Source organism: Aeromicrobium sp. SP1 (genome assembly GCF_055663785.1).
The window spans coordinates 1,953,170-1,976,914 of sequence record NZ_JBQVVK010000001.1; the positions used below are offsets into that span (position 1 = coordinate 1,953,170).

At 71.3% G+C, this 23,745-nt stretch carries 22 protein-coding genes; 14 read left to right on the top strand and 8 right to left on the bottom strand.

The window, feature by feature from the left end; translation table 11 throughout:
• Window positions 1-20: 20 nt before the first annotated feature.
• Together ACT26F_RS09645 and ACT26F_RS09650 are read left to right on the top strand one after the other, a co-directional pair.
• Window positions 21-761: a methyltransferase domain-containing protein gene (locus tag ACT26F_RS09645; protein WP_471670309.1), complete on the top strand. Its 741-nt coding sequence runs from the start codon at window positions 21-23 to the stop codon at window positions 759-761.
• Window positions 758-1,087 carry an antibiotic biosynthesis monooxygenase family protein gene (locus ACT26F_RS09650; protein ID WP_471670311.1) on the top strand — a complete coding sequence of 110 codons (330 nt, stop codon included), beginning with the start codon at window positions 758-760 and terminating at the stop codon, window positions 1,085-1,087. Before ACT26F_RS09645 ends, ACT26F_RS09650 begins: the two co-directional genes overlap by 4 nt.
• Here the strand turns inward: ACT26F_RS09650 and ACT26F_RS09655 are convergent.
• The gene (locus ACT26F_RS09655; protein WP_471670312.1) at window positions 1,078-1,527 is read right to left on the bottom strand and encodes a YdeI/OmpD-associated family protein; all 450 of its coding nucleotides are present in this window, start codon (window positions 1,525-1,527) and stop codon (window positions 1,078-1,080) included. The genes ACT26F_RS09650 and ACT26F_RS09655 overlap by 10 nt on opposite strands.
• 58 nt (window positions 1,528-1,585) lie before the next feature.
• Between ACT26F_RS09655 and ACT26F_RS09660 the strand changes: the two genes are divergently transcribed.
• The 3 genes from ACT26F_RS09660 (at window position 1,586) to ggt (ending at window position 5,010) form a co-directional block, all read left to right on the top strand.
• The gene (locus tag ACT26F_RS09660; RefSeq protein WP_471670313.1) at window positions 1,586-2,662 is read left to right on the top strand and encodes a DNA recombination protein RmuC; all 1,077 of its coding nucleotides are present in this window, start codon (window positions 1,586-1,588) and stop codon (window positions 2,660-2,662) included.
• Between the two features lie 2 nt (window positions 2,663-2,664).
• The gene (locus ACT26F_RS09665; RefSeq protein ID WP_471670314.1) at window positions 2,665-3,108 is read left to right on the top strand and encodes a DUF6542 domain-containing protein; all 444 of its coding nucleotides are present in this window, start codon (window positions 2,665-2,667) and stop codon (window positions 3,106-3,108) included.
• Window positions 3,109-3,192: 84 nt separating this feature from the next.
• A complete protein-coding gene (ggt, locus tag ACT26F_RS09670; RefSeq protein WP_471670315.1) occupies window positions 3,193-5,010 on the top strand; it encodes a gamma-glutamyltransferase in 1,818 nt (605 codons plus the stop codon).
• Window positions 5,011-5,097: 87 nt separating this feature from the next.
• On the opposite strand, the gene ACT26F_RS09675 is transcribed toward ggt, so the two are convergent.
• Window positions 5,098-6,087, bottom strand: coding sequence for a 4-hydroxy-3-methylbut-2-enyl diphosphate reductase (locus tag ACT26F_RS09675; protein WP_471670316.1), 990 nt, complete (start codon window positions 6,085-6,087; stop codon window positions 5,098-5,100).
• A gap of 66 nt (window positions 6,088-6,153) precedes the next feature.
• Here ACT26F_RS09675 and xseA point away from each other — a divergent pair, with 66 nt between their 5' ends.
• The gene (gene xseA / locus ACT26F_RS09680; protein ID WP_471670317.1) at window positions 6,154-7,377 is read left to right on the top strand and encodes an exodeoxyribonuclease VII large subunit; all 1,224 of its coding nucleotides are present in this window, start codon (window positions 6,154-6,156) and stop codon (window positions 7,375-7,377) included.
• Window positions 7,370-7,597 carry an exodeoxyribonuclease VII small subunit gene (locus ACT26F_RS09685; RefSeq protein WP_471670318.1) on the top strand — a complete coding sequence of 76 codons (228 nt, stop codon included), beginning with the start codon at window positions 7,370-7,372 and terminating at the stop codon, window positions 7,595-7,597. The genes xseA and ACT26F_RS09685 overlap by 8 nt, the downstream gene beginning before the upstream one ends.
• Here ACT26F_RS09685 and ACT26F_RS09690 read toward each other — a convergent pair.
• Window positions 7,564-8,088 carry a DUF4245 domain-containing protein gene (locus ACT26F_RS09690; RefSeq protein WP_471670319.1) on the bottom strand — a complete coding sequence of 175 codons (525 nt, stop codon included), beginning with the start codon at window positions 8,086-8,088 and terminating at the stop codon, window positions 7,564-7,566. The two genes, ACT26F_RS09685 and ACT26F_RS09690, sit on opposite strands and share 34 nt — an antisense overlap.
• Before the next feature lie 74 nt (window positions 8,089-8,162).
• Between ACT26F_RS09690 and glpX the strand changes: the two genes are divergently transcribed.
• From glpX to ACT26F_RS09705, 3 genes are read left to right on the top strand one after another with little or no spacing between them, the layout of a single operon-like run.
• Window positions 8,163-9,170 carry a class II fructose-bisphosphatase gene (glpX, locus tag ACT26F_RS09695; protein ID WP_471670320.1) on the top strand — a complete coding sequence of 336 codons (1,008 nt, stop codon included), beginning with the start codon at window positions 8,163-8,165 and terminating at the stop codon, window positions 9,168-9,170.
• 7 nt (window positions 9,171-9,177) lie between these two features.
• A complete protein-coding gene (locus ACT26F_RS09700; RefSeq protein WP_471670321.1) occupies window positions 9,178-10,110 on the top strand; it encodes an alpha/beta fold hydrolase in 933 nt (310 codons plus the stop codon).
• Window positions 10,107-10,718 (top strand): spermine/spermidine synthase domain-containing protein, encoded by a 612-nt coding sequence (locus ACT26F_RS09705; protein WP_471670322.1) that lies wholly within the window; start codon window positions 10,107-10,109, stop codon window positions 10,716-10,718. The genes ACT26F_RS09700 and ACT26F_RS09705 overlap by 4 nt, the downstream gene beginning before the upstream one ends.
• Here ACT26F_RS09705 and ACT26F_RS09710 read toward each other — a convergent pair.
• Window positions 10,685-11,611 carry a LysR family transcriptional regulator gene (locus ACT26F_RS09710; RefSeq protein WP_471670323.1) on the bottom strand — a complete coding sequence of 309 codons (927 nt, stop codon included), beginning with the start codon at window positions 11,609-11,611 and terminating at the stop codon, window positions 10,685-10,687. The genes ACT26F_RS09705 and ACT26F_RS09710 overlap by 34 nt on opposite strands.
• Before the next feature lie 90 nt (window positions 11,612-11,701).
• Here ACT26F_RS09710 and ACT26F_RS09715 point away from each other — a divergent pair, with 90 nt between their 5' ends.
• Window positions 11,702-15,070 (top strand): bifunctional proline dehydrogenase/L-glutamate gamma-semialdehyde dehydrogenase, encoded by a 3,369-nt coding sequence (locus tag ACT26F_RS09715; RefSeq protein WP_471670324.1) that lies wholly within the window; start codon window positions 11,702-11,704, stop codon window positions 15,068-15,070.
• Window positions 15,071-15,162: 92 nt separating this feature from the next.
• Window positions 15,163-16,548 carry a class II fumarate hydratase gene (locus tag ACT26F_RS09720; RefSeq protein ID WP_471670325.1) on the top strand — a complete coding sequence of 462 codons (1,386 nt, stop codon included), beginning with the start codon at window positions 15,163-15,165 and terminating at the stop codon, window positions 16,546-16,548.
• A gap of 164 nt (window positions 16,549-16,712) precedes the next feature.
• On the opposite strand, the gene ACT26F_RS09725 is transcribed toward ACT26F_RS09720, so the two are convergent.
• Window positions 16,713-18,020, bottom strand: coding sequence for a DUF2079 domain-containing protein (locus tag ACT26F_RS09725; protein WP_471670326.1), 1,308 nt, complete (start codon window positions 18,018-18,020; stop codon window positions 16,713-16,715).
• A 71-nt stretch (window positions 18,021-18,091) separates the two neighbouring features.
• Between ACT26F_RS09725 and ACT26F_RS09730 the strand changes: the two genes are divergently transcribed.
• A complete protein-coding gene (locus ACT26F_RS09730) occupies window positions 18,092-18,529 on the top strand; it encodes an SRPBCC family protein (protein ID WP_471670327.1) in 438 nt (145 codons plus the stop codon).
• On the opposite strand, the gene ACT26F_RS09735 is transcribed toward ACT26F_RS09730, so the two are convergent.
• Both ACT26F_RS09735 and ACT26F_RS09740 read right to left on the bottom strand, forming a co-directional pair.
• Window positions 18,519-19,844 carry a PhoH family protein gene (locus ACT26F_RS09735; RefSeq protein WP_471670328.1) on the bottom strand — a complete coding sequence of 442 codons (1,326 nt, stop codon included), beginning with the start codon at window positions 19,842-19,844 and terminating at the stop codon, window positions 18,519-18,521. The genes ACT26F_RS09730 and ACT26F_RS09735 overlap by 11 nt on opposite strands.
• 199 nt (window positions 19,845-20,043) lie before the next feature.
• Entirely contained in the window at window positions 20,044-20,805 is a 762-nt protein-coding gene (locus tag ACT26F_RS09740) for an isoprenyl transferase (protein WP_471670329.1), read from the bottom strand.
• A 94-nt stretch (window positions 20,806-20,899) separates the two neighbouring features.
• On the opposite strand from ACT26F_RS09740, the gene trhA reads away from it, so the two are divergent.
• A complete protein-coding gene (gene trhA, locus ACT26F_RS09745; RefSeq protein ID WP_471670330.1) occupies window positions 20,900-21,601 on the top strand; it encodes a PAQR family membrane homeostasis protein TrhA in 702 nt (233 codons plus the stop codon).
• A 62-nt stretch (window positions 21,602-21,663) separates the two neighbouring features.
• On the opposite strand, the gene ACT26F_RS09750 is transcribed toward trhA, so the two are convergent.
• Window positions 21,664-23,664 carry a thioredoxin domain-containing protein gene (locus ACT26F_RS09750; RefSeq protein ID WP_471670332.1) on the bottom strand — a complete coding sequence of 667 codons (2,001 nt, stop codon included), beginning with the start codon at window positions 23,662-23,664 and terminating at the stop codon, window positions 21,664-21,666.
• Window positions 23,665-23,745 lie beyond the last annotated feature (81 nt).

Below are 23,745 nucleotides of genomic sequence, written 5' to 3' on the forward strand. Positions count from 1 at the left end.
ACACCCGCGACGATCGGGTCGTGCCACACCACGACCCGATCGTCGCGCGCCTGCGGGCCGCCGGCGGCGTCTTCGCCGAGGACGAGGCGGAGTTCATCCGCAGGCACCTGTCCGAACCCGCCACCATCGAGCGCGCCGTCGCCGCCCGCGAAGCCGGGATGCCTCTCGAGCAGGCCGTCGGACTCGTCGAGTTCGCGGGCGTCGTCGTCACCGTCGCCGACGGGGTGTTCGTGCCCCGGCGACGCGCCGAGGCGATCGTCGACACGGCGGTCTCCCAACGACCCGACGCGCGCGTCGTCGTCGATCTTGGTTGTGGTTGCGGCGCCATCGCGGCAGCCTTGACGTCACGGCTGGACGCGCAGGTGCACGCGGCCGACCTCGATCCCGCGGCCGTCGCCGTGGCGCGCGAGAACGGCGACCGATACAGGTTCACCGTCCACGAGGGCTCGTGGTGGGACGCGCTGCCCGACGACCTGCGCGGCCGCGTCGACCTCGCCGTCGCGTACCTGCCGCACGTGCCGACCGCGCGCGTCTCGGGCATCCACCCGGACTTCCTCGCCCACGAACCGCTCGCGACGGTCGATGGCGGTCCCGACGGGTTGGACCACGTGAGGAACGTGCTGTCCGGGCTGGCGACGTGGCTCGCGCCCGGCGGCGCCTTCGTCACGCTGCTCTCCCGGGACCAGGTGGCCGGCCTGCCCGGGCGCATCATCGAGGTCGACGAGGACGACGTGGCGCTGGTGGTTGAATTGCCGACGTGACCGTCATCAAGATCAACGCCATCTCCGTCCCCAAGGAGGCCGGCGACGAGCTGGCCCACCGCTTCGCCAAGCGCGCCGGAGCCGTCGACGGACAGGAGGGCTTCGAGGGCTTCGAGCTGCTCAAGCCGACCGACGAGCGCACCGAGTGGCTCGTCGTCACCCGCTGGCGCGACGAGGAGTCGTTCCAGGCATGGGTCAACTCCCCCGCCTTCGGCCACGGCCACCGTTCGGCCGCCGAGCGCGAGGGCGGCGAGGCACCCAAGCCCGTCTCGACCCACGCCGAGCTGTGGAACTACGAGGTCGCCGACCTCACGGCTCAGGCCTGACGCAGGCTCTCCACGACGGCGGCGACCCGGCGCTCGCGGGTGTCGTCCTTCTTCGCCTCCGCGACCGACAGGGCGTGCTCCTTGCGATGTGAGTAGGACAGGGCGTCGAACGTCGCCCGCAGTCCCTCACGATCGAGGGCCTCGGCCAGCGGGGCGGGCACGTCGACCTCGCGCGGCTGGTCGTCGAGCTCGATGAGCACGTCGACCTCGTCGCCGATCTGGACGCCGAGCGCCTCCCGCTTGGCCTTGCTGAGGCCCACGAGGTTCTCGCCGCTCATGCGCGCCACGCGCGCGGCCTCGGTGACGCCACCGATCGTGACGCGGACGGGGAACGCCTTGCCAACCCCGAAGGAGTCCACCTGTTCGTCGGTCAGCACCACGGCGGCCGCCGGGCCTCGCGGCTCGAGGACGGTGTGCAGGTTCAAGGTCAACTTCGGCATGACGCCACGCTAGACCCGCGGGACGGGAACTGTCAGTGCCTGCGAGGACCATGGCCGCATGGCCACCTTCCCCAGCCTCATGGTCCTGCTGCTCGCCCTCCTGCTCACCGGCCTCGCCGGATCCCTCGGCTACCTCGTGGGGTCCCGACGTCGCACGGTCACCGCCCACGACGTCGATGTCGCCGGTGCCGCCACGGCCCGCGCGGTCCAGCCCGTCCGCGAGAGCCTCGACCGGTTCGACACCCGTCTGCGCGACCTCGAGTCGAGCCGCATCGAGTGGCACGCCCAGCTGCGCGAGCAGGTCGAGTCGGTCCGCCTCACCGGCGAGGCCCTGCGCCGTGAGACCGCCTCCCTCTCCACCGCACTGCGCCGGCCCGAGGTCCGCGGCCGCTGGGGCGAGCTGCACCTGCGCCGCACCGCCGAGCTGGCCGGCATGGTCGAACACTGCGACTTCGACCTGCAGGTCACGACGGCCGACGGCCGGCTGCGCCCGGACATGGTCGTGCGCCTCGTCGGCGGGCGGCAGGTGGTGGTCGACTCGAAGGTGCCGCTCGATGCCTTCCTCGACGCCACCACGACGGACGACACCGACGAGCGCACCGCCCACCTGTCCCGGCATGCGCGCCAGCTGCGCACCCATGTCGACCAGCTGGCCGCCAAGTCCTACTGGCGACAGTTCGAGACCGCGCCGGAGTTCGTCGTCCTGTTCGTGCCCGGCGAGGCGTTCCTGTCCGCCGCGCTCGAGGCCGACACGTCGCTGCTCGAGCACGCCGCCGGTCGCGGGGTCGTGCTCGCCTCGCCCACGACCCTCGTGGCCCTGCTGCGCACGGTCGCGCTGGCCTGGACCCAGGACTCCCTCACCGAGAACGCCCGCGAGATCCACCGCGTCGCCCGCGAGCTCTACGAGCGCCTCGGCACCGTCGCCGGCCACGTCGACAAGCTCGGCTCCTCGCTCGACCGCGCGGTCCACTCCTACAACGACGCCGTGGCCTCGGTCGAGTCCCGGCTGCTCGTCAGCGCCCGCCGCCTGCACGATCTCAAGGTCGACGAGAACCCTCCGTTCCACCCTCGGATCCTCGAGACGACACCCCGGGTCATGACGGCGCCCGAGCTGCTCGATGAACTAACGTCATGAGCATGAGCTCGCCGGCAGCCGGCGCCGTCATCGCCTTGGCCAGGACCCCGGCCGCGGCCGCCAGGTACGACCTGACACCGCGTGCGACAGTGCTGTGCTCGGTCCTGACCCTCGCCGCCGTCACCGGCCTCGACCTGCTCGACGGCCGGCTCGGACCGGCGTTCTCGGTCGGATTCGTCCTCGTGTCGGTCACTGCCGCCACCGCCGTCCAGGCGCGCGGGCTGTTCACCACGGGCGTCATGCCGCCGTTCCTCATGGCCGGAGCACTCTTCGTCGTGGCATGGGCCGCGCCCGACGCGATCGTCATGGACGGGCTTCCCGACACCGCCGGAGTGGCCGGCACGACGCTGGCCGCCACGATCGAGCACGGCGTCGTCCTGCTGGTCGGCCACGCCCTCGCGCTGGCCGTGATCCTCGCGCGCCTGCTCACCGCCCCGCGCCCCTGACCCGCTGGGTGGCACGTTGCGGTGGAGTTGCCCGCTCCCCGGGCCCGACCTACCGTGAGCAGACGACGAGTTCCGGGGGGAATCATGTTCGTCCGACGTTCGCTGGCCGCCATCTCGGCCACCATCCTGGTCGCCACCGCGGTGGCCCTCCAAGCACCTGCCGAGGCACGCGGCAAGCACGATCCGACACCGGTGGGAGCCACCGCGTACGGCACCGGCGGAGCGGTGAGCTCCGTCGACGCGAACGCCAGCAAGGTCGGCCTCGCAGTGCTGAGATCGGGCGGCAACGCGGCTGATGCCGCGGTCGCCACCGCCGCAGCGCTGGGGGTCACCGAGCCGTACAGCGCCGGCGTGGGCGGAGGCGGCTACTTCGTCTTCCGCGACGGACGCACCGGCAAGGTCACCACGATCGACGGCCGTGAAACCGCTCCCGCGGGGATCAAGGACGACGCCTTCATCGACCAGGCGACCGGCAAGCCCTACCCGTTCACACCGCAGCTCGTGACGTCCGGCGTCTCGGTCGGCGTGCCCGGCACGCTCGCGACGTGGGACAAGGCCAGCAGACTGTTCGGCAAGCGCTCGCTCGCGGCCAACATCGCGCCGGCGACCGCACTGGCCTGGCACGGCTTCACCGTCGACCAGACGTTCCGCAACCAGACCCTCGACAACGCCGCGCGCTTCGCCGCCTTCCCGGCCACCGCCGAGCTCTTCCTGCCGAACGGCGACGCCCCGAAGGTCGGCAGCACCTTCCGCAACCGCGACCTGGCGAAGACGTACGCGCTCATCGCGGCGAAGGGTCCCAAGGCGTTCTACACGGGCCGGCTCGCGCAGGAGATCGCCGACACGGTGCAGACGCCGCCGAAGGATCCGGCCACGACCCTGCCCGTCCCGCCGGGCTCGATGACCACCGACGACCTCGCGTCCTACGCCGTCAAGGTCCAAGCACCGACGAAGGTCGGCTACCGCGGTCTCGACGTCTACGGCATGGCGCCGTCGTCCTCGGGCGGCACGACGGTCGCTGAGGCGCTCAACATCCTCGAGAACTTCGACCTGGCCGGCGGCGCCCAGACCCCGCAGAGCCTGCACCTCTACCTCGAGGCGTCGGCCCGCGCGTTCGCCGACCGCGGCAAGTACGTGGGCGACCCCGCCTTCGTGGACGTGCCGACGAAGACCCTGCTGAGCCAGTCCTTCGCGGACTCGCGGGCGTGCACGATCGACCCGCAGCACGCGAGCGTCCGCCCCGTCGCCGCCGGCGCCCTCGACGGCTCGTGCGCCACGGCCGCGCACGAGGAGAAGGCCGACACCGAGAACGTCTCCACGACGCACCTGTCCGTGGTCGACCGGTGGGGCAACGCCGTCGCGTACACGCTGACGATCGAGCAGACCGGCGGCTCGGGCATCACGGTCCCCGGCCGCGGCTTCCTGCTGAACAACGAGCTGACCGACTTCACGGCCGTCCACGACGACGCCGACCCGAACCGGATCGAGGCGGGCAAGCGGCCGCGCTCGTCGATGTCGCCGACGATCGTGACCCAGGACGGCCGGCTGCGCTTCGTGCTCGGCTCGCCGGGCGGCTCGACGATCATCACGACCGTGCTGCAGATCCTGGTGAACCGCATCGACCTCGCGATGACCCTGCCCGAGGCCGTCGCGGCCCCGCGCGCCTCGCAGCGCAACGCCGCCGCGACCACGGCGGAGCCGGAGTTCATCACGCGGTACGGGGCCGCGCTGGCGCCGTTCGGCCAGACGCTCGTCCCCTCGGGCGACCAGTTCACGTCGGCCGCCGAGATCGGCGCGGCCGCCGCGATCGAGGTCGGCCGGCACGGCAGGCTCACGGCCGCGGCAGAGCCCGTGCGTCGCGGCGGTGGCACGGCGCTCGTGGTGAAGCCCTCGCGGCGGTGATCTCGATACGCCGCGTGCTCGCTGCGCTCGCCGCGGCTACTCGATCACCAAAATGGTGGCCGAGGGACGAGGCCGCGTAGCGAGACCTCAGAGGCGCGTGGCGGCCTTGAGGTCGCGCCGCAGCTCGGGCGGGAGCGCGAACATGAGCGACTCCTCGGCCGTGCGGATCGCCTTGGCGTCGCCGATGCCGCGCTCCGCGAGGAACCCGAGGACGTCCTGCACGAGGTCGTCGGGGACCGACGCGCCGGACGTGACGCCGACCGTCGTGACGCCGTCGAGCCAGGACTCGTCGATCTCGGTGATGTCGTCGATGCGGTAGGACGCCTTCGCGCCGGCCTCGAGGGCGACCTCGACGAGTCGCACCGAGTTCGAGGAGTTCGCGGAGCCGACGACGATCACGAGATCGGCGTCCTTCGCGATCTCCTTGACGGCGACCTGGCGGTTCTGCGTGGCGTAGCAGATGTCGTCGCTCGGCGGATCCTCCAGCTGCGGGAACTTCGCGCGCAGCCGGCGGACGGTCTCCATCGTCTCGTCGACCGAGAGCGTCGTCTGGCTGAGCCAGGACAGCCGGGTGCCCTCGGGGAAGTCGAGGCCATCGACGTCGTCGGGGTGCTCGACCAGGGTGATGTGCTCGGGCGCCTCGCCGGCAGTGCCCTCGACCTCCTCGTGACCGGCGTGGCCGATCAGCAGGATGCGGTAGCCGTCGTTGGCGAAGCGGCGCGCCTCGTGATGGACCTTGGTGACGAGCGGGCACGTCGCGTCGATCGTCTTGAGGCTGCGTTCGGCGGCCTGCTCGTGGACGGCCGGACTGACGCCGTGGGCGCTGAACACGACCGTGGCGCCCGGCGGAACCTCGTCGAGTTCCTCGACGAAGATCGCGCCACGAGCGGCGAGATTGGCGACGACGTGCTTGTTGTGCACGATCTGCTTGCGCACGTAGACCGGTGCGCCGTACAGGTCGAGCGCCTTCTCGACGGTGATGACGGCCCGGTCGACACCCGCGCAGTAGCCGCGGGGGTCGGCCAGCAGGACTTGGCCCGTGGTGCCGGGCATGCCGAGATCGACCTGCGTGCTCATGCCCCCACCCTACCGACCGCGCCGTGGACCGCCGCACCGTCGGACCCGAGCCCTAGGGTGGTGCGCATGGCCTTGGAGACCAGCGCGGACAAGCCCGCCCCGCTGCGCACGATCTCCCTCGCCGTGCAGGGGTGGATCGAACGGCTCGGCGCCGTGTGGGTCGAGGCCGAGGTCGTCCAGCCCCGGCTCAGCGGCAGCACCTACTACCTGACGCTGCGCGACCTCGCGACCTCGTTCAGCATCCACGCGGTCGCGTTCCGCACCGTCGTCGAGTCGTCGGCCACGCCGATCACCGACGGCACGCGCGTGATCGTGCACGCCAAGCCCGAGTTCTACGCGCCGAACGGCCGGCTGTCGCTCAAGCTGCTCGAGATCCGGCCCACGGGCGAGGGAGAGCTGCTCGCCCAGCTCGAACGGCGCAAGCAGCTGCTCGCCGCAGAAGGGCTCTTCGAGGCCCGCTGGAAGCGACCGCTGCCGCTGCTCCCCCGCGCGATCGGGCTCGTCACCGGCAAGGGATCGGCGGCCGAGCGCGACGTCCTGGAGAACGTGCGCGACCGCTGGCCCGCCGCCACCGTCGTCGTGCGGCACGCGCTCATGCAGGGCTCGCGGTCCGTCGGTGAGGTCGTCGCCGCGCTGCGCGAGCTCGACCAGCTCGCCGACGTCGAGGTCGTCGTCATCGCGCGCGGCGGCGGCTCGCTCGAGGACCTGCTGCCGTTCTCGGACGAGGCCCTCGTGCGCGCCGTGCACGCCGCCCGCACCGCCGTCGTCAGCGCGATCGGGCACGAGCCCGACGTGCCCCTGCTCGACCTCGTCGCCGACCTGCGCGCCTCGACCCCGACCGACGCGGCCAAGCGGGTCGTGCCCGACGTCCGAGCCGAACTGGCCGGACTGGCCACCGCGCGCGAGCGAGCCCGCCAGGCGGTGCTGCGCCACCTCCACCGCGAGTCCACGGCGCTGGCCGCCCTGCGCAGCCGGCCCGTGCTCGCCTCCCCCGCGGCGTTCGTCGAGACCCAGCAGGACCTCGTCGACGGCGCGCGCGAGCGCGCCCGGCTGGCGATGCACCGACGGCTGGACCGCGCCCACGACGAGATCGGCCATCACCTCGCCCGCGTCCGAGCCCTCTCGCCGCTGGCCACGCTGCATCGCGGCTACGCCGTCGCCCTCGACGGCGCCGGCACCGCCGTCACCTCCGTCGCCCAGCTGGCCGCCGGCGACGACCTCGTCCTCCACCTCACCGACGGGCTGGTCACCGCCCGCGTCACCGACCTGCAGGAGCATCCGCATGACTGAATCCGCGAGCCCCGTCGACCCGGCCGACCTGTCCTACGAGCAGGCCCGCGACGAACTGGTCTCGATCGTGCAGCGACTCGAGACCGGCGGCTCGACGCTCGAGGAGTCGCTCGCGCTCTGGGAGCGAGGCGAGGCGCTCGCCGAGGCCTGTCAGCGCTGGCTCGACGGAGCCCGCGAGCGGGTCGATCAGTCGGAGAACGGCTCGAGCGAGGCGACGTAGTCCTCGATCACGGAGCGATCGGCGCTGCCCGACACGACCACCGACTGGTCACCGACCCGACGCACGAACGTCGTGTCGTCGCCCGGTCCCGTGCGCACCTGCCACGTCTCGCCGTCGATCGTGACCTCGCCAGCGGCCTTGCTGTCCGGCGCACGGTCCTTCACGAGCACCTTCGGCTCGACCGGGGCCTGCGTCAGGCCGATGTACTCCTCGTCGTCGGTGAGCACACCGAGCTGCCACTGCGTGCCGTTCAGCCGGGCGGTGCTGGCTCGCCAGCCCTCGGGCAGCGACGCGGGCACGAGCGGCACGAAGCCGGCGCGCGGCTCGACCCCGGTCGCGGCGGTGTGCCAGTCGATCGAGGCGGTCGGCTGATCCGGCGTCACGGTGAACAGCCGGCCGAAGACCCACAGCGCCAACACGATCCCGCCGAGCACCAGGACGGAGCGCACGATGTCGCCCATCGCCGGATTGCCGCGCGAGTAACCGCTCATCGTGCTCCTGTTCCGGGGTCTGACCGCTGGGATCGCCCAGTCAGCCTAGCCTTCGTGGCCTATAGGATGACCTCGTGGACCGACTGAAGCCCGCCGAGGCTGCACCTGACCGGAACCTCGCTCTCGACCTCGTCCGTGTGACGGAGGCCGGTGCCATGGCCGCGGGCCGGTGGGTGGGCCGAGGCGACAAGAACGGCGCCGACCAGGTCGCGGTCAACGCGATGCGGTCGATGATCAACACCGTCGAGATGGACGGCGTCGTCGTGATCGGCGAGGGCGAGAAGGACGCCGCGCCCATGCTCTACAACGGCGAGCGCGTCGGCGACGGCAACGGTCCGGAGTGCGACGTGGCCGTCGACCCGATCGACGGCACGACCCTCACGGCCAAGAGCCTGCCCAACGCGATCTCCGTCATGGCGGTCGCCCCGCGCGGCTCGATGTACGACCCGTCGGCGGTCTTCTACATGGAGAAGCTGGTCGCCGGCCCCGAGGCGGCCGACAAGGTCGACATCCGGCTGCCCGCCGCCGAGAACATCGCGATCGTCGCGAAGGCCAAGGGCCTCGACGTCGGCGACATCACGGTGTGCGTGCTCGACCGGCCCCGCCACTCGGCGCTCGTCGACGAGATCCGCGAGACCGGCGCGCGCATCAAGTTCATCGTCGACGGCGACATCGCCGGCGGCATCACCGCAGCCCGTCCCGACTCCGGCGTCGACCTGCTGCTCGGCATCGGCGGCACGCCCGAGGGCATCATCACGGCCGTCGCGATGAAGTGCCTCGGTGGCGTCATCCAGGGCCGGCTCACGCCGAAGGACGACGACGAGCGGCAGAAGGCGATCGACGCCGGCCACGACCTCGACCGCGTCCTGCACACCGACGAGCTCGTGAACGCCGACGACTGCTTCTTCGTCGCCACCGGCATCACGACCGGCAACCTGCTGCGCGGCGTCCGCTACGGCGCCGGCAGTGCGAGCACCGAGTCGATCGTGATGCGCTCGCGGTCCGGCACGATCCGCACGATCCGCAGCGAACACCGCCTCGAGAAGCTCATGGCGTACTCGGCGATCGACTACGAACACTGAGCCGCCGATGACCACCGGGCCCATGAACGACGCGAGCGTCTCCGTCTCCGTCTCCGACGAGCAGTTCGCACACCTGCCCAGTGGGCTGGACCTGTGCTACCAGACGTTCGGCGATCCGGACGACGAGACGGTCCTGCTGATCATGGGACTCGGCGGCCCGATGGGCTGGTGGAGCACCGAGTTCTGCCTCATGCTCGCCGACCGCGGGTTCCACGTCGTCCGCTACGACAACCGCGACACGGGTCGCTCGACGAAGCTGAGGCACCACCGGGTCTCGCGCCTCGACATCGTCAGGGCCTTCATCGGCCGCGGCTCGGCACCGTACGGTCTCGATGACCTGGCCGACGACGCCACCGGACTGCTCGACCATCTCGGCATCGACTCGGCCCACGTCGTCGGGGTCTCGATGGGCGGGATGATCGCGCAGACCCTCGCGATCGACCACGCCGACCGGGTGCGCTCGCTCACCTCGATCATGTCCACGACGGGACGGCGGAAGGTCGGCTGGACCGACCCGCGCATCATGCCGATGATGCTCGCGCCGAGCGGTCGGACGCGCCCGGAGTTCGCCGAGACCTCGGTCAGGAACGGCAAGCGGATCGGCTCGCCGGCGTTCCCCACCGACGAGCACGTCGCCCACGCGCGCGCGCTCGAGACGTACGACCGCGGCTGGATCGCGAGCGGCGTCTCGCGGCACATGCTGGCGGTGCTCACGCAGCCCGACCGGACCGAGCGGCTCAGCGCCGTCGGGGTGCCCACGCAGGTCATCCACGGCACGAACGACCCGCTCGTGCACCCGTCGGGCGGCCGCGCGACGGCAGCGGCCATCACGGGCGCCGAGCTGCTCGAGATCGCGGGCATGGGTCACGACCTGCCCGCGCAGCTGTACGACACGTTCATCGCGGCGATCGCGGCGAACGTCTCGCGCACCCACCCGTGACCGCACATCTGCGCCGACGCGACGACGGCTCGCTCGAACTGCGGGTCAACGGCGTCTTCGTCATGGACGACGCCGAGACCTCCTCCGAGCGGGTGCTGGCCGACGTGGCCCTGGCGTCGGGTGCGCGCGAGGTCCTCGTCGGCGGGCTCGGCCTCGGATTCACTGCGCGCGCCCTGCTCGACGGTGGCGCCGAGCGCGTCGTGGTCGCCGAGTTCGAGCCCGAGGTCGTCGACTGGTTCCGTTCCGGCCTGATCGCGCCCGGACTCGCCGACGATCCGCGGTGCGAGGTCGTCGCGGGCGACGTCGTCGACGTGGTCGCACGGCAGGAGGACGGCTCGTGGGACGCCGTGCTGATCGACGTCGACAACGGTCCGGACTTCCTCGTCCACGACCAGAACGCCGCGGTCTACCGCATCGAGTTCCTCGCGGCGTGCCGTGACCGCCTCCGGCCCGGCGGGACGCTCGCGATCTGGTCGATGAACCGGCCCGCGCCTCTCGTCGACGCGATCGCGTCGGTCTTCGGCACCGTGCAGGAGGTACCGGTTCCCGCCACCCTCCAGGGCCGCGACGAGACCTACTGGATCCTGGTCGGTCGACGCGGCAGGTGACCCAGGGCGCCGGCGGCGGTGGCGAGGGCCGCTCGGCAGGCGCGGATGCCGGGGTTGTCGGCCATCGAGGGGCGGGTGGCGGTGAAGACCTCCCGGCGCGGGTCGCCGGGCAGGGCGACGAGGGCGACCCCGGGCGGCACGGCGGTGGCCATCAGGTCGGGGATGAGCGCGACCGCCAGACCCGACGCGACGAAGTCGACCTGCGTGCGCAGGTCGGTCGTCTCGAAGCGCACATCGGGCTCGAAGCCCGCCTGGCGGCACGACTGCTCGGCCCAGTGCCGTGACGCCACGTCGTCGGGCTCCATGACCCACGCGGCGCCCGCCGCGTCCGCGAGCGTGCGGATCCCGGCGGCCGGTCCCGTCCCCGGGACGGCCAGCCAGATCGCGTCGGAGGCCAACGGCTCCCGGTCGAGTCGGGCGTACCAGGGCGCGGAATGCCCCGGATACTGCTCGGCCACCACGAGGTCGAAGTCGCCCATCGAGGTCTCCGCGAGCGCGGCCTCCGGCTCACGCTGGTGCATCTCCACGCGCAGCAACGGGTGGTCGGCCGCCAAGAGTTGCAGCGTGCGCGGCATGAGCGCGAGCGCGGCGGACTGGAAGATGCCGAGCCGCACGCGCCCGCCGGCCGTCTGCAGCGACTGTTCCAACTCGGTCTCGGCCAGTTCGAGTCGCTCGAGGATGACCTCGACGTGGTCGACGAGGATCTCGGCCTGCGGCGTCAGCTGCAGCCGCCGGCCGACCTTGTGCAGCAGCGGCACCCCGACCTCGCGTTCGAGCAGCGACAACTGCTGCGAGACCGACGACGGACTCTGGTGCAGGGCCTGCGCGACGGCGGCGATCGTGCCGCGGTGGCTCAACTCGCGCAGGAGGGAGAGTCGCCTGACGTCGAGCACGGGCGACCTCCTGATCATTAAGCAGACCTGATGATCATCGCACGCGAAACATCGCTTTACCCGAAGGAAGACGACTCGCACACTGAACACATGAGCAGCGCCACCACCCCGCAGCCGGTCACGGTCGACGAGACCGTGGACCTCGTCCGTCACTGGCTCAGGGCCGCCGATCGGGAACCGGCGGATCCCGCGGCATCCCAGTTGGCCGACCTGCTGCGCGACCCGGCCGGACTACCGTTCACGGTGGGCTTCATCGACGGCGTGATCCGTCCCGAGGACACCCGCATCGCCGCCGAGAACTTCCGGCGCCTCGCGGCCGACGTCCCGCCGTTCCTGCCGGCGCACCTGCGCGCCGCGATGGGGCTGGGCGCGTTCGCGAGCCGCATCGCACCGGGCCTCGTCATGCCGGTCGTGCGTCGCACGCTGCGCCACCTCGTGTCCCACCTCGTCATCGACTCGCGCGACGCGCGCCTCGGACGGGCCATCGCCAAGACCCGGACCGACGGGATCCGGCTCAACATGAACCTGCTGGGCGAGGCCGTGCTGGGCGCGGGCGAGGCGGGCAAGCGGCTCACGAGCACCCTCGCCCTGCTCGACCGCGACGACGTCGACTACGTGTCCATCAAGGTCTCGGCCGCCGTCGCCCCGCACCAGGCCTGGTCGTTCGACGAGGCCGTCGAGGACATCGTCACGGCCCTGCTGCCGCTCTACCGTCGCGCGGCCGCCGCCAGCCCGGCCAAGTTCATCAACCTCGACATGGAGGAGTACCGCGACCTCGACCTGACGATCGCCGTCTTCACGACGATCCTCGACCGGCCCGAGTTCACCGGGCTGTCCGCCGGGATCGTGCTCCAGGCCTACCTGCCGGACGCGCTCGGAGCCATGCAGCACCTGCAGGAGTGGTCGGCGGGCCGCCGGGCCCGCGGTGGCGCGCCGATCAAGGTGCGCGTCGTCAAGGGCGCGAACCTGCCGATGGAGCGCGTCGAGTCCGACCAGCACGACTGGCCGCTCGCGACGTGGCCGACGAAGGCGCACACCGACGCCGGCTACAAGAGCGTCCTGGACTGGGCGCTGACGCCCGAGCGCACGCAGAACGTGCGGATCGGCGTGGCCGGCCACAACCTGTTCGACCTCGCCTGGACGTGGCTGCTGGCGGGTCGCCGCGACGTCCGCGACGCGCTCGACGTCGAGATGCTGCTCGGGATGGCGCCGGGTCAGGCCGCCGCGGTCCGCCAGGACGTCGGCGAGCTGCTGCTCTACACGCCCGTCGTGCACCCCGACGAGTTCGACGTCGCGATCGCCTACCTCATCCGCCGGCTCGAGGAGGGCGCGAGCCACGAGAACTTCATGTCGGCGGTCTTCGAGCTCTCGACCCACGAGGAGCTCTTCGAGCGCGAGCGTGACCGGTTCCGGGCGTCGCTGGAGCTGATGTTCACCGATCCCCCGGGCCCGAACCGCCGCCAGGACCGACGCCTGGACCATCCGGGGTTCACCGACGCCTTCGCGAACAGCCCCGACACCGACCCGGCGTTGCCGGGCAACCGGACGTGGTCACGGCGGATCCGGGCCCGCATCGACGGGTCGACGCTCGGGACCGATCTCGTCGACGCCACGACCGTCACCGATGCCGCGGTGCTCGAGCGGGCCGTGGCCGGTGCCGTCGAGGCGGCCGACGGCTGGGGTGCACGATCGGGCGCCGAGCGTGCCGCGATCCTGCGTGCCGCGGCGACGCAGCTCGAGCGTCAGCGGGCGGCCCTGCTCGAGGTCATGGCCTCCGAGTGCGGCAAGACGCTCGACCAGGGCGACCCAGAGGTCTCCGAGGCCGTCGACTTCGCCCGCTACTACGCCGAGCGCGCCGAGGAGCTCGACCGGGTCGACGGCGCCCGGGCCCTGCCGGTGCGGCTGACGCTCGTCGTGCCGCCGTGGAACTTCCCCGTCGCGATCCCGGCCGGTTCGACGCTCGCCGCCCTCGCGGCCGGTTCGTCGGTCATCGTGAAGCCGGCACCCCAGGCCCGCCGGTGCGGCGCGCTCATGGTGCAGGCCCTGTGGGATGCCGGGGTGCCCCGGGAGGTGCTGCAACTGGTCAACGTCGGGGAGGACGACCTCGGCCGCTCCCTCGTCTCCGATCCGCGCGTCGACCGCCTGATCCTCACGGGCGCCTACGACACCGCGGCGCTGTTCCGCGAGTTCCGCCGCGACCTGCCGGTGCTCGCCGAGACGAGCGGCAAGAACGCGATCGTCGTGACGCCGCACGCGGACCTCGACCTCGCGGTGAAGGACGTCGTCGCCTCCGCGTTCGGTCATGCCGGCCAGAAGTGCTCGGCCGCCTCCCTCGTCATCCTCGTGGGCTCGGTCGCGCAGTCGCCGCGCTTCCGGCGCCAGCTCGTCGACGCCGTCGAGTCGCTGCACGTGGGCCTTCCGTCGGACCCGCGGGCGAAGGTCGGGCCGGTCATCGAGCCGGCGAGCGGCAAGCTGCTCGACGGTCTGACCCGGCTCGAGGGTCGCGAGACGTGGCTCGTCGAGCCGCGACGGCTGGACGGGGACGGTCGGCTGTGGTCCCCGGGTGTCCGCGACGGCGTCAAGCCGCGGTCGCAGTTCCACCGGACGGAGTACTTCGGTCCCGTCCTGGGCATCATGACCGCCGAGACCCTCGACGAGGCGATCGACCTGCAGAACGACGTCGACTACGGACTGACCGCCGGCCTGCACTCGCTCGACCAGGACGAGCAACAGCGCTGGATCGACCGGGTCCAGGCCGGCAACCTCTACGTCAATCGCGGCATCACCGGAGCGATCGTGCGGCGACAGCCGTTCGGCGGCTGGAAGAAGTCGTCGGTCGGCCCCGGCGCGAAGGCCGGTGGCCCGAACTACCTGATCGGACTCGTCGACTGGGCGCCCCGCGAGTCCCTGGCCAGCGGGGATCCGTCGCCCGAGGTGGCCCGCTTCGTCGACCAGGCCCGTGCGGCGCTCGGTCTCTCCGGCGACGACGCCGCGTTCCTGCACCGCTCGGCCTGCGGTGATGCTGCCGCGATGGCCGAGGAGTTCGGCGTCGTGCGCGACGTCTCGGGCCTGTGGTCGGAGCGCAACGAGTTCCGCTACCTGCCGACTCCGTGCCTCGTCCACGTCACGGAGCACGCGCGTCCGGTCGAGGTCGCCCGTGTCGTCGCCGCGGCGCTGGCCAGTGGGGCCGAGTACGCCATCTGCGGCGGCACCGAGGCCGTCCATCGCCTCGTCGAGATCGCCGGGCTCCCCCACGTCGACGGCATCGACGGCTGGTCCCGCATCCGCGCCGTCGGCGACACCGCCGCGCGGATCTGCGAGGACACGGACGGTCGCCCGGACGTGGCCGTGTGGGACCACCCCGTCACGGAGTCCGGGCGCGTCGAACTGCTGCCGTTCCTGCGCGAGCAGGCGATCAGCGTCACGGCCCACCGTTTCGGCACGCCGCTGCGCTCCTGAGCCACCTGGAGCGGTGCGCCTGGTCCCACCCGACCCCCGGGGCGTGGGACCTACCGCACCGCCCCGGGGGGCCGCCAACTAGGGTTCGATCCATGACCGACTACCGCATCGAGCACGACACCATGGGCGAGGTCAAGGTCCCCGCCGACGCCCTCTGGCGCGCCCAGACGCAGCGCGCCGTCGAGAACTTCCCGATCTCCGGCACCCCGATCGAGTCCGCCCAGATCCGGGCCCTCGCGCAGATCAAGGCCGCGTGCGCGACCGCGAACGCCGAGCTCGGCATCCTCGACCAGTCGATGGCCGACGCGATTGTCGCCGCCGCCGACGAGGTCGCCGCGGGCACGCACGACGCGCACTTCCCGATCGACGTCTTCCAGACCGGCTCGGGCACGTCGAGCAACATGAACACGAACGAGGTCATCGCGACCCTCGCGACGAAGGCGTCGGGCATCGAGGTTCACCCGAACGACCACGTCAACGCCTCGCAGTCGAGCAACGACGTGTTCCCGACGTCGATCCACGTCGCTGCGACCGAGTCGGCGCTGAACACCCTGATCCCCGCGCTGGACCACCTCGCGAAGGCGTTCGAGGCGAAGGCCTCCGAGTTCGCCGAGGTCGTCAAATCCGGCCGCACGCACCTCATGGACGCCACCCCCGTCACCCTCGGCCAGGAGTTCGCCGGCTACGCCGCGCAGGTCCGCCGGGGCATCGAGCGCATCGAGGCGTCGCTGCCGCGCACTGCCGAGGTTCCCCTCGGTGGCACCGCCGTCGGCACCGGCATCAACACCCCGAAGGGCTTCCCGCAGCGCGTCATCGAGATCCTCGCCGAGCGCACGGGTCTGCCGCTGACCGAGGCCCGCGACCACTTCGAGGCGCAGGGCGCCCGCGACGGTCTCGTCGAGATGTCCGGCCAGCTGCGCACGATCGCGGTGAGCCTCGTGAAGATCAACAACGACCTGCGCTGGATGGGCTCGGGCCCGCGCACCGGCCTGGGCGAGATCCACCTGCCCGACCTGCAGCCCGGCTCGAGCATCATGCCCGGCAAGGTCAACCCGGTGCTGCCGGAGGCGACGCTCATGGTGTGCGCGCAGGTCATCGGCAACGACGCCACGATCGCGTTCGCCGGCGCCTCGGGCAGCTTCGAGCTCAACGTCATGCTGCCGGTGATCGGCCGCAACATCCTCGAGTCGATGCGCCTGCTGGCGAACGCCTCGACGGCTCTCGCCGACCGCTGCGTCGACGGGATCACCGCCGACGTCGAGCGCTGCCTCGAACTCGCCGAGTCCAGCCCGTCCGTCGTCACTCCGCTCAACCGCCACATCGGCTACGAGAACGCCGCCAAGGTCGCGAAGCTCGCCGTCAAGGAGCGCAAGACGATTCGCCAGGTCGTGATCGAGCAGGGCTACGTCGAGCGCGGCGACCTCAGCGAGGCCGACCTCGACGCCGCCCTCGACGTCATGAGCATGACGCACCCGTAGCGGTTTACCACGGTCCCTTGGTTCGTTACGTCCTCCCTCGGTGAACTCACCGAGGGAGGACGTAGTTTTCCTGGGGAGGACGCCGCGGAGCGCACGGCTTACCGAGGGGCGACGAGGTTTACCACGGGACCGTGGTAAACCGTCAGCCGCCAGCCGTCAGCCCGTCAGCCGACCTTCTTCGCGACGACGTAGCCCTGCTCGTCGTACACGACCTCGTAGTTCGCGCCGTGCTCGGCGCCGCGCTGCAGGATGTCGGTCTGCGTGACGCCCCGGTCGAAGACGATGTAGTCCGGGACGACCTCACCGATCGTGCCGACCCAGTACACGTGGTCGTGGCCGCTCACGAGGTACTTCAGGACGCCGATGTCGGTCTCGACCTTGGCATCCTCCGGGACGAGATCGATCGCCTTGTGCAGCGCCTCGCTGCGCGGATTGGACTGCCACGTCTCGGGCTCGAGCAGCTTCACGACCGGTCCCCCGGCCAGCATGTAGCCCGTCACCGCGGCACCGACCGCCACGGCGGGCCACTGCATCCGGCGGCGGCGACTCAGCGCGTCGATCATCGCGATGAACACGATCGGCATCAGCACGAGCGAGTAGTGCCACGTCGTGCCCCAGTAGTACTCGACGTCGCCGATGTACCGCCACAGGAACGTGGGCGCGGCCACGACGGCCCACGGCGACAGCAGCGCAGCGAAGCCCGTGATGCCGAAGGTCAGCACGAGCGTGAGCAGCTTCTGGTCGGCCTCGGTCGTGAGGGTCTGCCAGATTCCGGCGTCGCCGCCGAGGTTGCCCGTGTAGTCGTAGGACCCGCCGGAGTTGAAGGCCGGGATGATCACCCACACGACGAGCACGAGCGAGACCATGCCGACGACGGCGAGGATCGCGCCACGCCGACGCTCGCCGGCGAGCCACAGGGCGGCACCGATCGCGGCGACCGTGACCCCCATGTCCTCCTTGACCAGCAGCAGCGGCAACGACCACCACACGACGGCTTGGAAGCGGCCCTCGACGAACGCGGCGCCCGCGAGCGCGAGCAGCGGGACCGCCCACGCGACCTCGTGGAAGTCGACGATGGACGCGCCGCCGAAGCCGAACGCGAGGCCGTACATGACCGCGACGAACCAGCCGACGACCGGACCGAGCTGGCTGATCGCGAGCCGCGCGATGACCCCGACCGAGACGGCGATCAGCGCGGCCTGCGCGACGAGCAGCGTCGCTCCCGACGGGAAGAGCCTGTAGAGCGGGGCCAGCAGCGCGTTGATCGGCGAGAAGTGGTCGCCCAGGATGTTGTAGCCGGGCGCCTTGACGTCGACGATCGGCGCGTCGAGCCGCGAGTAGGCCCGGACGGCCTGCTCGAAGATCGCGTTGTCCCACGAGTTGACCGTGATCCGCCGCCACGAGAGCAGGGCGATCAGGGCGTACAGCAATCCGACGACGACGGCCCACACCCACGGCATCCAACGCTTCACGTCGCATACGGTACCCGGCGGTAACTCCGTGTCCGGGTTGCGCCGCCGACGAGCCCACCTAGCGTGGTTTGATGCCCACGATCACACGCACGTTCACCGTCGCCTCCGCGCCTCCCGCCGTCCTGACCTATCTCGAGGACTTCTCCCATGCGGAGCGCTGGGATCCCGGCACGGTGCGCTGCGAGCGGATCGGCGGCGGGCCCGTCGAGGTCGGCAGCCAGTGGCTCAACGAGTCGAAGATCGCGGGCGTCACGACGAAGCTGACCTACACGCTGCACGAGCGCACGTCGGACCGGGTCGTGTTCGTGGGCGAGAACGACTCGGCGACCACGACCGACCGGCTCGTCGTCGTCCCCAGCGGCGACGGCAGCGAGGTCACCTACGAGGCCGTCATCGACCTGCACGGCGCCGCGAAGCTCACGGCACCGGCGATGAAACTGGTCTTCGAGAAGATCGCGGGTGAGGTCGTCGACAACCTCACCCGCGAACTCGACGCCCTCAGAGGGTGACGTCCTCCAGCATCTCGGTGACCAGGGCCGCGACGGGCGAGCGCTCCGACCGGGTCAGCGTCACGTGCGCGAACAGCGGGTGGCCCTTGAGCTTCTCGACGACCGCGACGATGCCGTCGTAGCGACCGACCCGCAGGTTGTCGCGCTGGGCGACGTCGTGGGTCAGAACGACCTTGGAGTTCGCGCCGATGCGCGACAGGACCGTCAGCAGGACGTTCCGCTCGAGCGACTGCGCCTCGTCCACGATCACGTACGCGTCGTGCAGCGACCGGCCGCGGATGTGGGTCAGCGGCAGTACCTCGAGCATCTGGCGGTCGATGATGTGCTCGACCACGTGCGGTGAGGCCACCGCCCCGAGCGTGTCGAACACGGCCTGCGCCCACGGCCCCATCTTCTCGTCGGAGCTGCCCGGCAGGTAGCCGAGTTCCTGCCCGCCCACGGCGTACAGCGGTCGGAACACGATGACCTTCTTGTGCTGCTGACGCTCCATCACGGCCTCGAGGCCCGCGCAGATCGCGAGCGCCGACTTGCCGGTTCCGGCGCGGCCGCCGAGCGAGACGATGCCCACCTCGGGATCGAGCAGGATGTCGAGCGCGACGCGCTGCTCGGCGGACCGCCCGTGGATGCCGAACGCGTCACGGTCGCCACGGACCAGCTGCACCTGCTTGTCGGGCGTCACTCGACCCAGGCCGCTGCCCTTCTCCGACAGCAGGACGAGGCCCGTGTGGCAGGGCAGATCGCGCGCCGACTCCAGGTCGACCGTGCCGTGCTCGTACAGGTCATCGAGGTCGGCGCTGTCGACCTCGAGCTCGGTCATGCCGGTCCAGCCGGTCTCCAGCGCCCACTCGGCGCGGTACTCCTCCGCGGTCAGGCCGACGGCGGAGGCCTTGACCCGCATCGGCAGGTCCTTGCTGACCAGGACGACGTCGAGGCCCTCGTTCGCGAGGTTGCGGGCGACCGACAGGATGCGCGTGTCGTTGTCGCCCAGGCGGAAGCCCGACGGGAGCGACTCGGGGTCGGTGTGGTTCAGCTCGACGCGCAGGCTGCCACCCTCGTCGCCGATCGGCATGGGGACGTCGAGGGTGCCGTGCTGCACCCGCAGGTCGTCGAGGAAACGCAGGGCGTTGCGCGCGAAGTACCCGAGCTCGGGATGGTGTCTCTTGGCCTCGAGTTCGGTGACGACCACCACCGGGATGACGACCTCGTGCTCTCCGAAGCGCTGCATCGCGCCCGGGTCGGCCAGCAGGACGCTGGTGTCGAGGACGTACGTGCGGTGGTCGGGCCCTGCAGGAGTCGCGCTCTTGTTTGCAGCCACGGCTGTCTCCTCGAGAGCCACGCGCGCGCCCAGCGCCCAGCCCTCAACTAGTGGGTGGGGGGCTGAGCCTTCCGGTCTCCGAGAGGCTCATGGTCGAGCATGGGCACACTCCGAAAGTACGACCGCATCATGTCCTTCTCAGGGCGACACGCGGGACGGAAGTGACGACTGTGTTAACTCTCGGGGGTCGAACGGGGCGTCACGCGCCGAAGCGGCGGTCGCGGGCGGCGTAGGACCGCATGGCCCGCAGCAGGTCGACGCGGCGGAACGCCGGCCACAACACGTCGCTGAAGTAGAACTCCGAGTGGACGCTCTGCCACAGCAGGAAGCCGCTGAGCCGCTGCTCACCCGACGTGCGGATCACGAGGTCGGGGTCGGGCTGGCCCTTCGTGTAGAGGTGCTCGGCGATGTCGTCGACCTCGAGCGTGGCCGCGACCTGCTCGAGCGAGCGACCCTGCGACGCCTCCTCGAGCAGCAGCGAACGCATCGCGTCGGTGAGCTCCTGACGGCCGCCGTAGCCGACGCACACGTTGACCCACAGGCCGCCCTCGAACGAGGCGGTGAGGTCGGCGGCACGCTTCATCCGCGACGCGGACTCGGCGGGCAGCATGTCGAGGTTGCCGATCAGCCGGAGCCGGTAGCCGCCGGCCGCGAGGTCCTCGACGAGACGCTCGATCACGACGAGCAACGAGGAGAGCTCCTCGGCGGAGCGGCGCAGGTTGTCGGTCGACAGCAGCCACAGCGTGACGATCTCGACGCCGAGCTCGTCGCACCACTGCAGGAACTCGGCGATCTTGTCCGCGCCGGCCTGGTAGCCGGTGTCGACGTGCTCGCCGGCGCCGCGCGCCCAGCGGCGGTTCCCGTCGACGATCGCTCCGACGTGGCGGGGCAGGCGTTCGGGATCGAGTCCCTTGGCGAGACGTCGCTCGTACGCCCCGTAGAGAAGATCACTGACGGGCATGCCGCCAGCGTACGCGGCCCGACGGGCGTGTGGCGGTCATCACTGCGCTGCTCCGACTGACGCGGCGCACAGGTTCGCCGACTAGGCTGAAGGAATGCAGTCCCCCCGGAACGACTCCCTCGTCGACGAGGTCAGCGAGCGGATCCGCGAATCGGTCGAGGAGATCAAGCCTCGACTTCGCGGCTGGCTCCACGCGGCCACGGCGCCGCTGGCGCTCATCTCGTTCCTCGTGATGCTGGTGCTCGCGGACAGCCGGCTCGCCCGCGTGGGTGCGGCGGTGTTCATGCTCAGCGCCCTGATGCTCTTTGGCGTGAGCGCGGTCTACCACACGGTCCCGTGGCGAGAACGCGCCAAACGCGTCTTCAAGCGGATCGACCACTCGAGCATCTTCGTGATGATCGCTGGCTCGTACACGCCGTTCTCGTTGCTGCTGCTGGAGCCTGCCCACGCCGCGATCCTGCTGAGCCTCGTCTGGGGCGGCGCCCTCTTGGGCGTGCTGTTCAAGGTGTTCTGGCTGTCGGCGCCGCGGTGGGTCTACGTGCCGCTGTACCTCGCGCTCGGCTGGGCTGCGCTGATCTACCTGCCGGAGTTCATGGAGGCCGCCTCGACGGCCGTGTTCGTGCTGCTGTGCGTGGGCGGCCTGCTCTACACGCTGGGTGCGGCGGTGTACGCGTTCAAGTGGCCCAACCCGTCCCCGCGCTGGTTCGGCTTCCACGAGGTCTTCCACGCGCTCACGATCGCGGCGTTCATCGTGCACTACATCGGCGTCAGCATCCTCATCTACAGCGGCGCCTGATCCTCCCGCAACCGGTGATCGAGTAGGGCCGGCGAGCTCTGCGAGCACGGCCCGTATCGAGATCACCCGCCGGCGAGCGCCCCCGGTTCCGTCACCGGCAACGAGCACACGAAGTCCCGGCACACGTACGCCGTGTTCCGCCCCTCGATCCGCTCACGCCCCTCGAACAGAGGCACCCCGAGCCCAGCCGCACCAGCCACCACCACCGCGCCCGGCGCGAGCAACCCCAGCGCCGCCCGGTGCATCGTCCCGCCGACCTCCCCCACGACGGCGATCTCGGCCGGCCCGTCGAGCAATGCCTCCGCGGCAGCCAACGTCCAGCCAGCGAACCGCGGCGCTCCGGTGGCCACCGCGGCCGCCGACTCGACGGCACTCTCCGCCGCCGCGCGATAACGGCGGTCGCCCGTCACGGCGGCGAGCGCCAGCAGGCCGTGTGCCGCCGCCGATGCCCCCGAAGGCGTGGCGTTGTCGGACACGTCGCGAGGCCGCACGAGCAGCTCCTCGGCGTCGTCGGCGGTGTCGAACCAGCCACCATCCGGGGCCGCGAAGTGCTCAAGGATCCGATCCGCGACGTGCTTGGCGCGGGCCAGCCAGCGGTCGTCGCCGGTGGCTCCGAGGACCGCGACGAAGGCCTCGACGACGGCACCGTGGTCCTCGAGGACGGCAGCATGCTCGGCCCGCTTCCCGCCGAGCGACGTGCGAACGAATCCGGGCTCGACGTGCAGGTCCCACAGCAGCGTTGCCGCGGTGACGGCCGCGTCGGTGAGGTCGGGGCGCTCCAGCAGCACTCCGGCCTCGGCGAGCGCGGTGATCGCGTAGCCGTTCCACGCCGCCACAACCTTGTCGTCGCGGGCAGGTCGCACGCGCTCGTCGCGCACCTCGCGGAGCCTCGCGCGGACGCGCTCCCAGCGCTCGGGGTCGTCGGGATCTGAGCGCAGCTGCAGCGTGGACAGTCCTCGCTCGAACGTGCCCGGTCCGGTGACACCGAGCAGTTGGACGGTCCAGGCCGCGTCGGCCGTACCGAGGGCCTTCATGAGCTCGTGCGGGTTCCACACGTAGAACGAGCCCTCGTGCACGGCGCCCGTCGCGTCGGGGCTGTCCGCGTCGAGGGCCGAGGCGAAGCCGCCCTCGTCGGTGCGCAGCTCGGTCAGCAGGAAGTCGGCGGTCTCGTGGCAGATCCGCTCGGCCAAGCCCGCGTCCTCGCCGCTGGCGCGCAGGGCTCGCCACCAGTGCAGGTAGACCCGAAGGAGCAGGGCGTTGTCGTAGAGCATCTTCTCGAAGTGCGGGACGCGCCAGAAGCGGTCGACGCTGTAGCGGGCGAAGCCGCCGGTGAGCTGGTCGAAGATCCCGCCGCGGGCCATCGCCTCGAAGGTCTCCCCCGTCGCCTGCCAGGTCTTGTCGTCGCCCGTGCGGGCGTGGTGGCGGAGCAGGAACTCGAGCACCATCGAGGGCGGGAACTTCGGCGCGGCGCCGAACCCGCCCGCCTCGTCGTCGGCCTGGCGCAGCAGCGCCGTTGCGGCTTCGGCGAGATCGGCTGCCGACAGCGCCTCACCGCCCAGCTCGTCGTTGGTTTCCAGAAACTGACGCACCTGTCCGGCCGCGTCGAGCACCTCCTCGCGCCGGTCGCGCCACGCCTCGGCGAGCGCCTGAAGCAGCTGCGTGAAGGCAGGGTGCCCGCCGGTCGGCTCGGGCGGGAAGTACGTGCCCGCGAAGAACGGCTCGCCGCCGGGCGTCAGCACGCACGTCATCGGCCACCCGCCCTGGCCGGTCATCGCCTGCGTCGCGCGCATGTAGACCGCGTCGATGTCGGGCCGCTCCTCGCGGTCGACCTTGATGTTGACGAAGTGCTCGTTCATGAACGCCGCAGTCGCCGCGTCCTCGAACGACTCGTGCGCCATGACGTGACACCAGTGGCAGGACGCGTACCCGACGCTCAGCAGGATCGGCCGGTCCAGCCGCTCCGCCTCCGCCAACGCCTCGGTCCCCCACTCCCACCACTCGACCGGGTTCTCGGCGTGCTGGAGAAGGTAGGGACTCGACGACTGCGCGAGACGGTTGGCCACTCGTTCACGCTACCCGCGCTCCGCTGATCGAGTAGCACGCGAGCGCAGCGAGCGGCGTATCGAGATCACCGCGACTCGAAG

Excerpts from the sequence above, each read along its gene's own strand:
- ACT26F_RS09655 (WP_471670312.1), bottom strand. The coding sequence starts at position 1,527 with ATGCCGAAGTTGACCTTGAACCTGCACACCGTCCTCGAGCCGCGAGGC.
- ACT26F_RS09660 (WP_471670313.1), top strand. The coding sequence starts at position 1,586 with ATGGCCACCTTCCCCAGCCTCATGGTCCTGCTGCTCGCCCTCCTGCTC.
- ACT26F_RS09665 (WP_471670314.1), top strand. The coding sequence starts at position 2,665 with ATGAGCTCGCCGGCAGCCGGCGCCGTCATCGCCTTGGCCAGGACCCCG.
- ggt (WP_471670315.1), top strand. The coding sequence starts at position 3,193 with ATGTTCGTCCGACGTTCGCTGGCCGCCATCTCGGCCACCATCCTGGTC.
- ACT26F_RS09675 (WP_471670316.1), bottom strand. The coding sequence starts at position 6,087 with ATGAGCACGCAGGTCGATCTCGGCATGCCCGGCACCACGGGCCAAGTC.
- xseA (WP_471670317.1), top strand. The coding sequence starts at position 6,154 with ATGGCCTTGGAGACCAGCGCGGACAAGCCCGCCCCGCTGCGCACGATC.
- ACT26F_RS09685 (WP_471670318.1), top strand. The coding sequence starts at position 7,370 with ATGACTGAATCCGCGAGCCCCGTCGACCCGGCCGACCTGTCCTACGAG.
- ACT26F_RS09690 (WP_471670319.1), bottom strand. The coding sequence starts at position 8,088 with ATGAGCGGTTACTCGCGCGGCAATCCGGCGATGGGCGACATCGTGCGC.
- ACT26F_RS09700 (WP_471670321.1), top strand. The coding sequence starts at position 9,178 with ATGACCACCGGGCCCATGAACGACGCGAGCGTCTCCGTCTCCGTCTCC.
- ACT26F_RS09715 (WP_471670324.1), top strand. The coding sequence starts at position 11,702 with ATGAGCAGCGCCACCACCCCGCAGCCGGTCACGGTCGACGAGACCGTG.
- ACT26F_RS09720 (WP_471670325.1), top strand. The coding sequence starts at position 15,163 with ATGACCGACTACCGCATCGAGCACGACACCATGGGCGAGGTCAAGGTC.
- ACT26F_RS09730 (WP_471670327.1), top strand. The coding sequence starts at position 18,092 with ATGCCCACGATCACACGCACGTTCACCGTCGCCTCCGCGCCTCCCGCC.
- ACT26F_RS09740 (WP_471670329.1), bottom strand. The coding sequence starts at position 20,805 with ATGCCCGTCAGTGATCTTCTCTACGGGGCGTACGAGCGACGTCTCGCC.
- trhA (WP_471670330.1), top strand. The coding sequence starts at position 20,900 with ATGCAGTCCCCCCGGAACGACTCCCTCGTCGACGAGGTCAGCGAGCGG.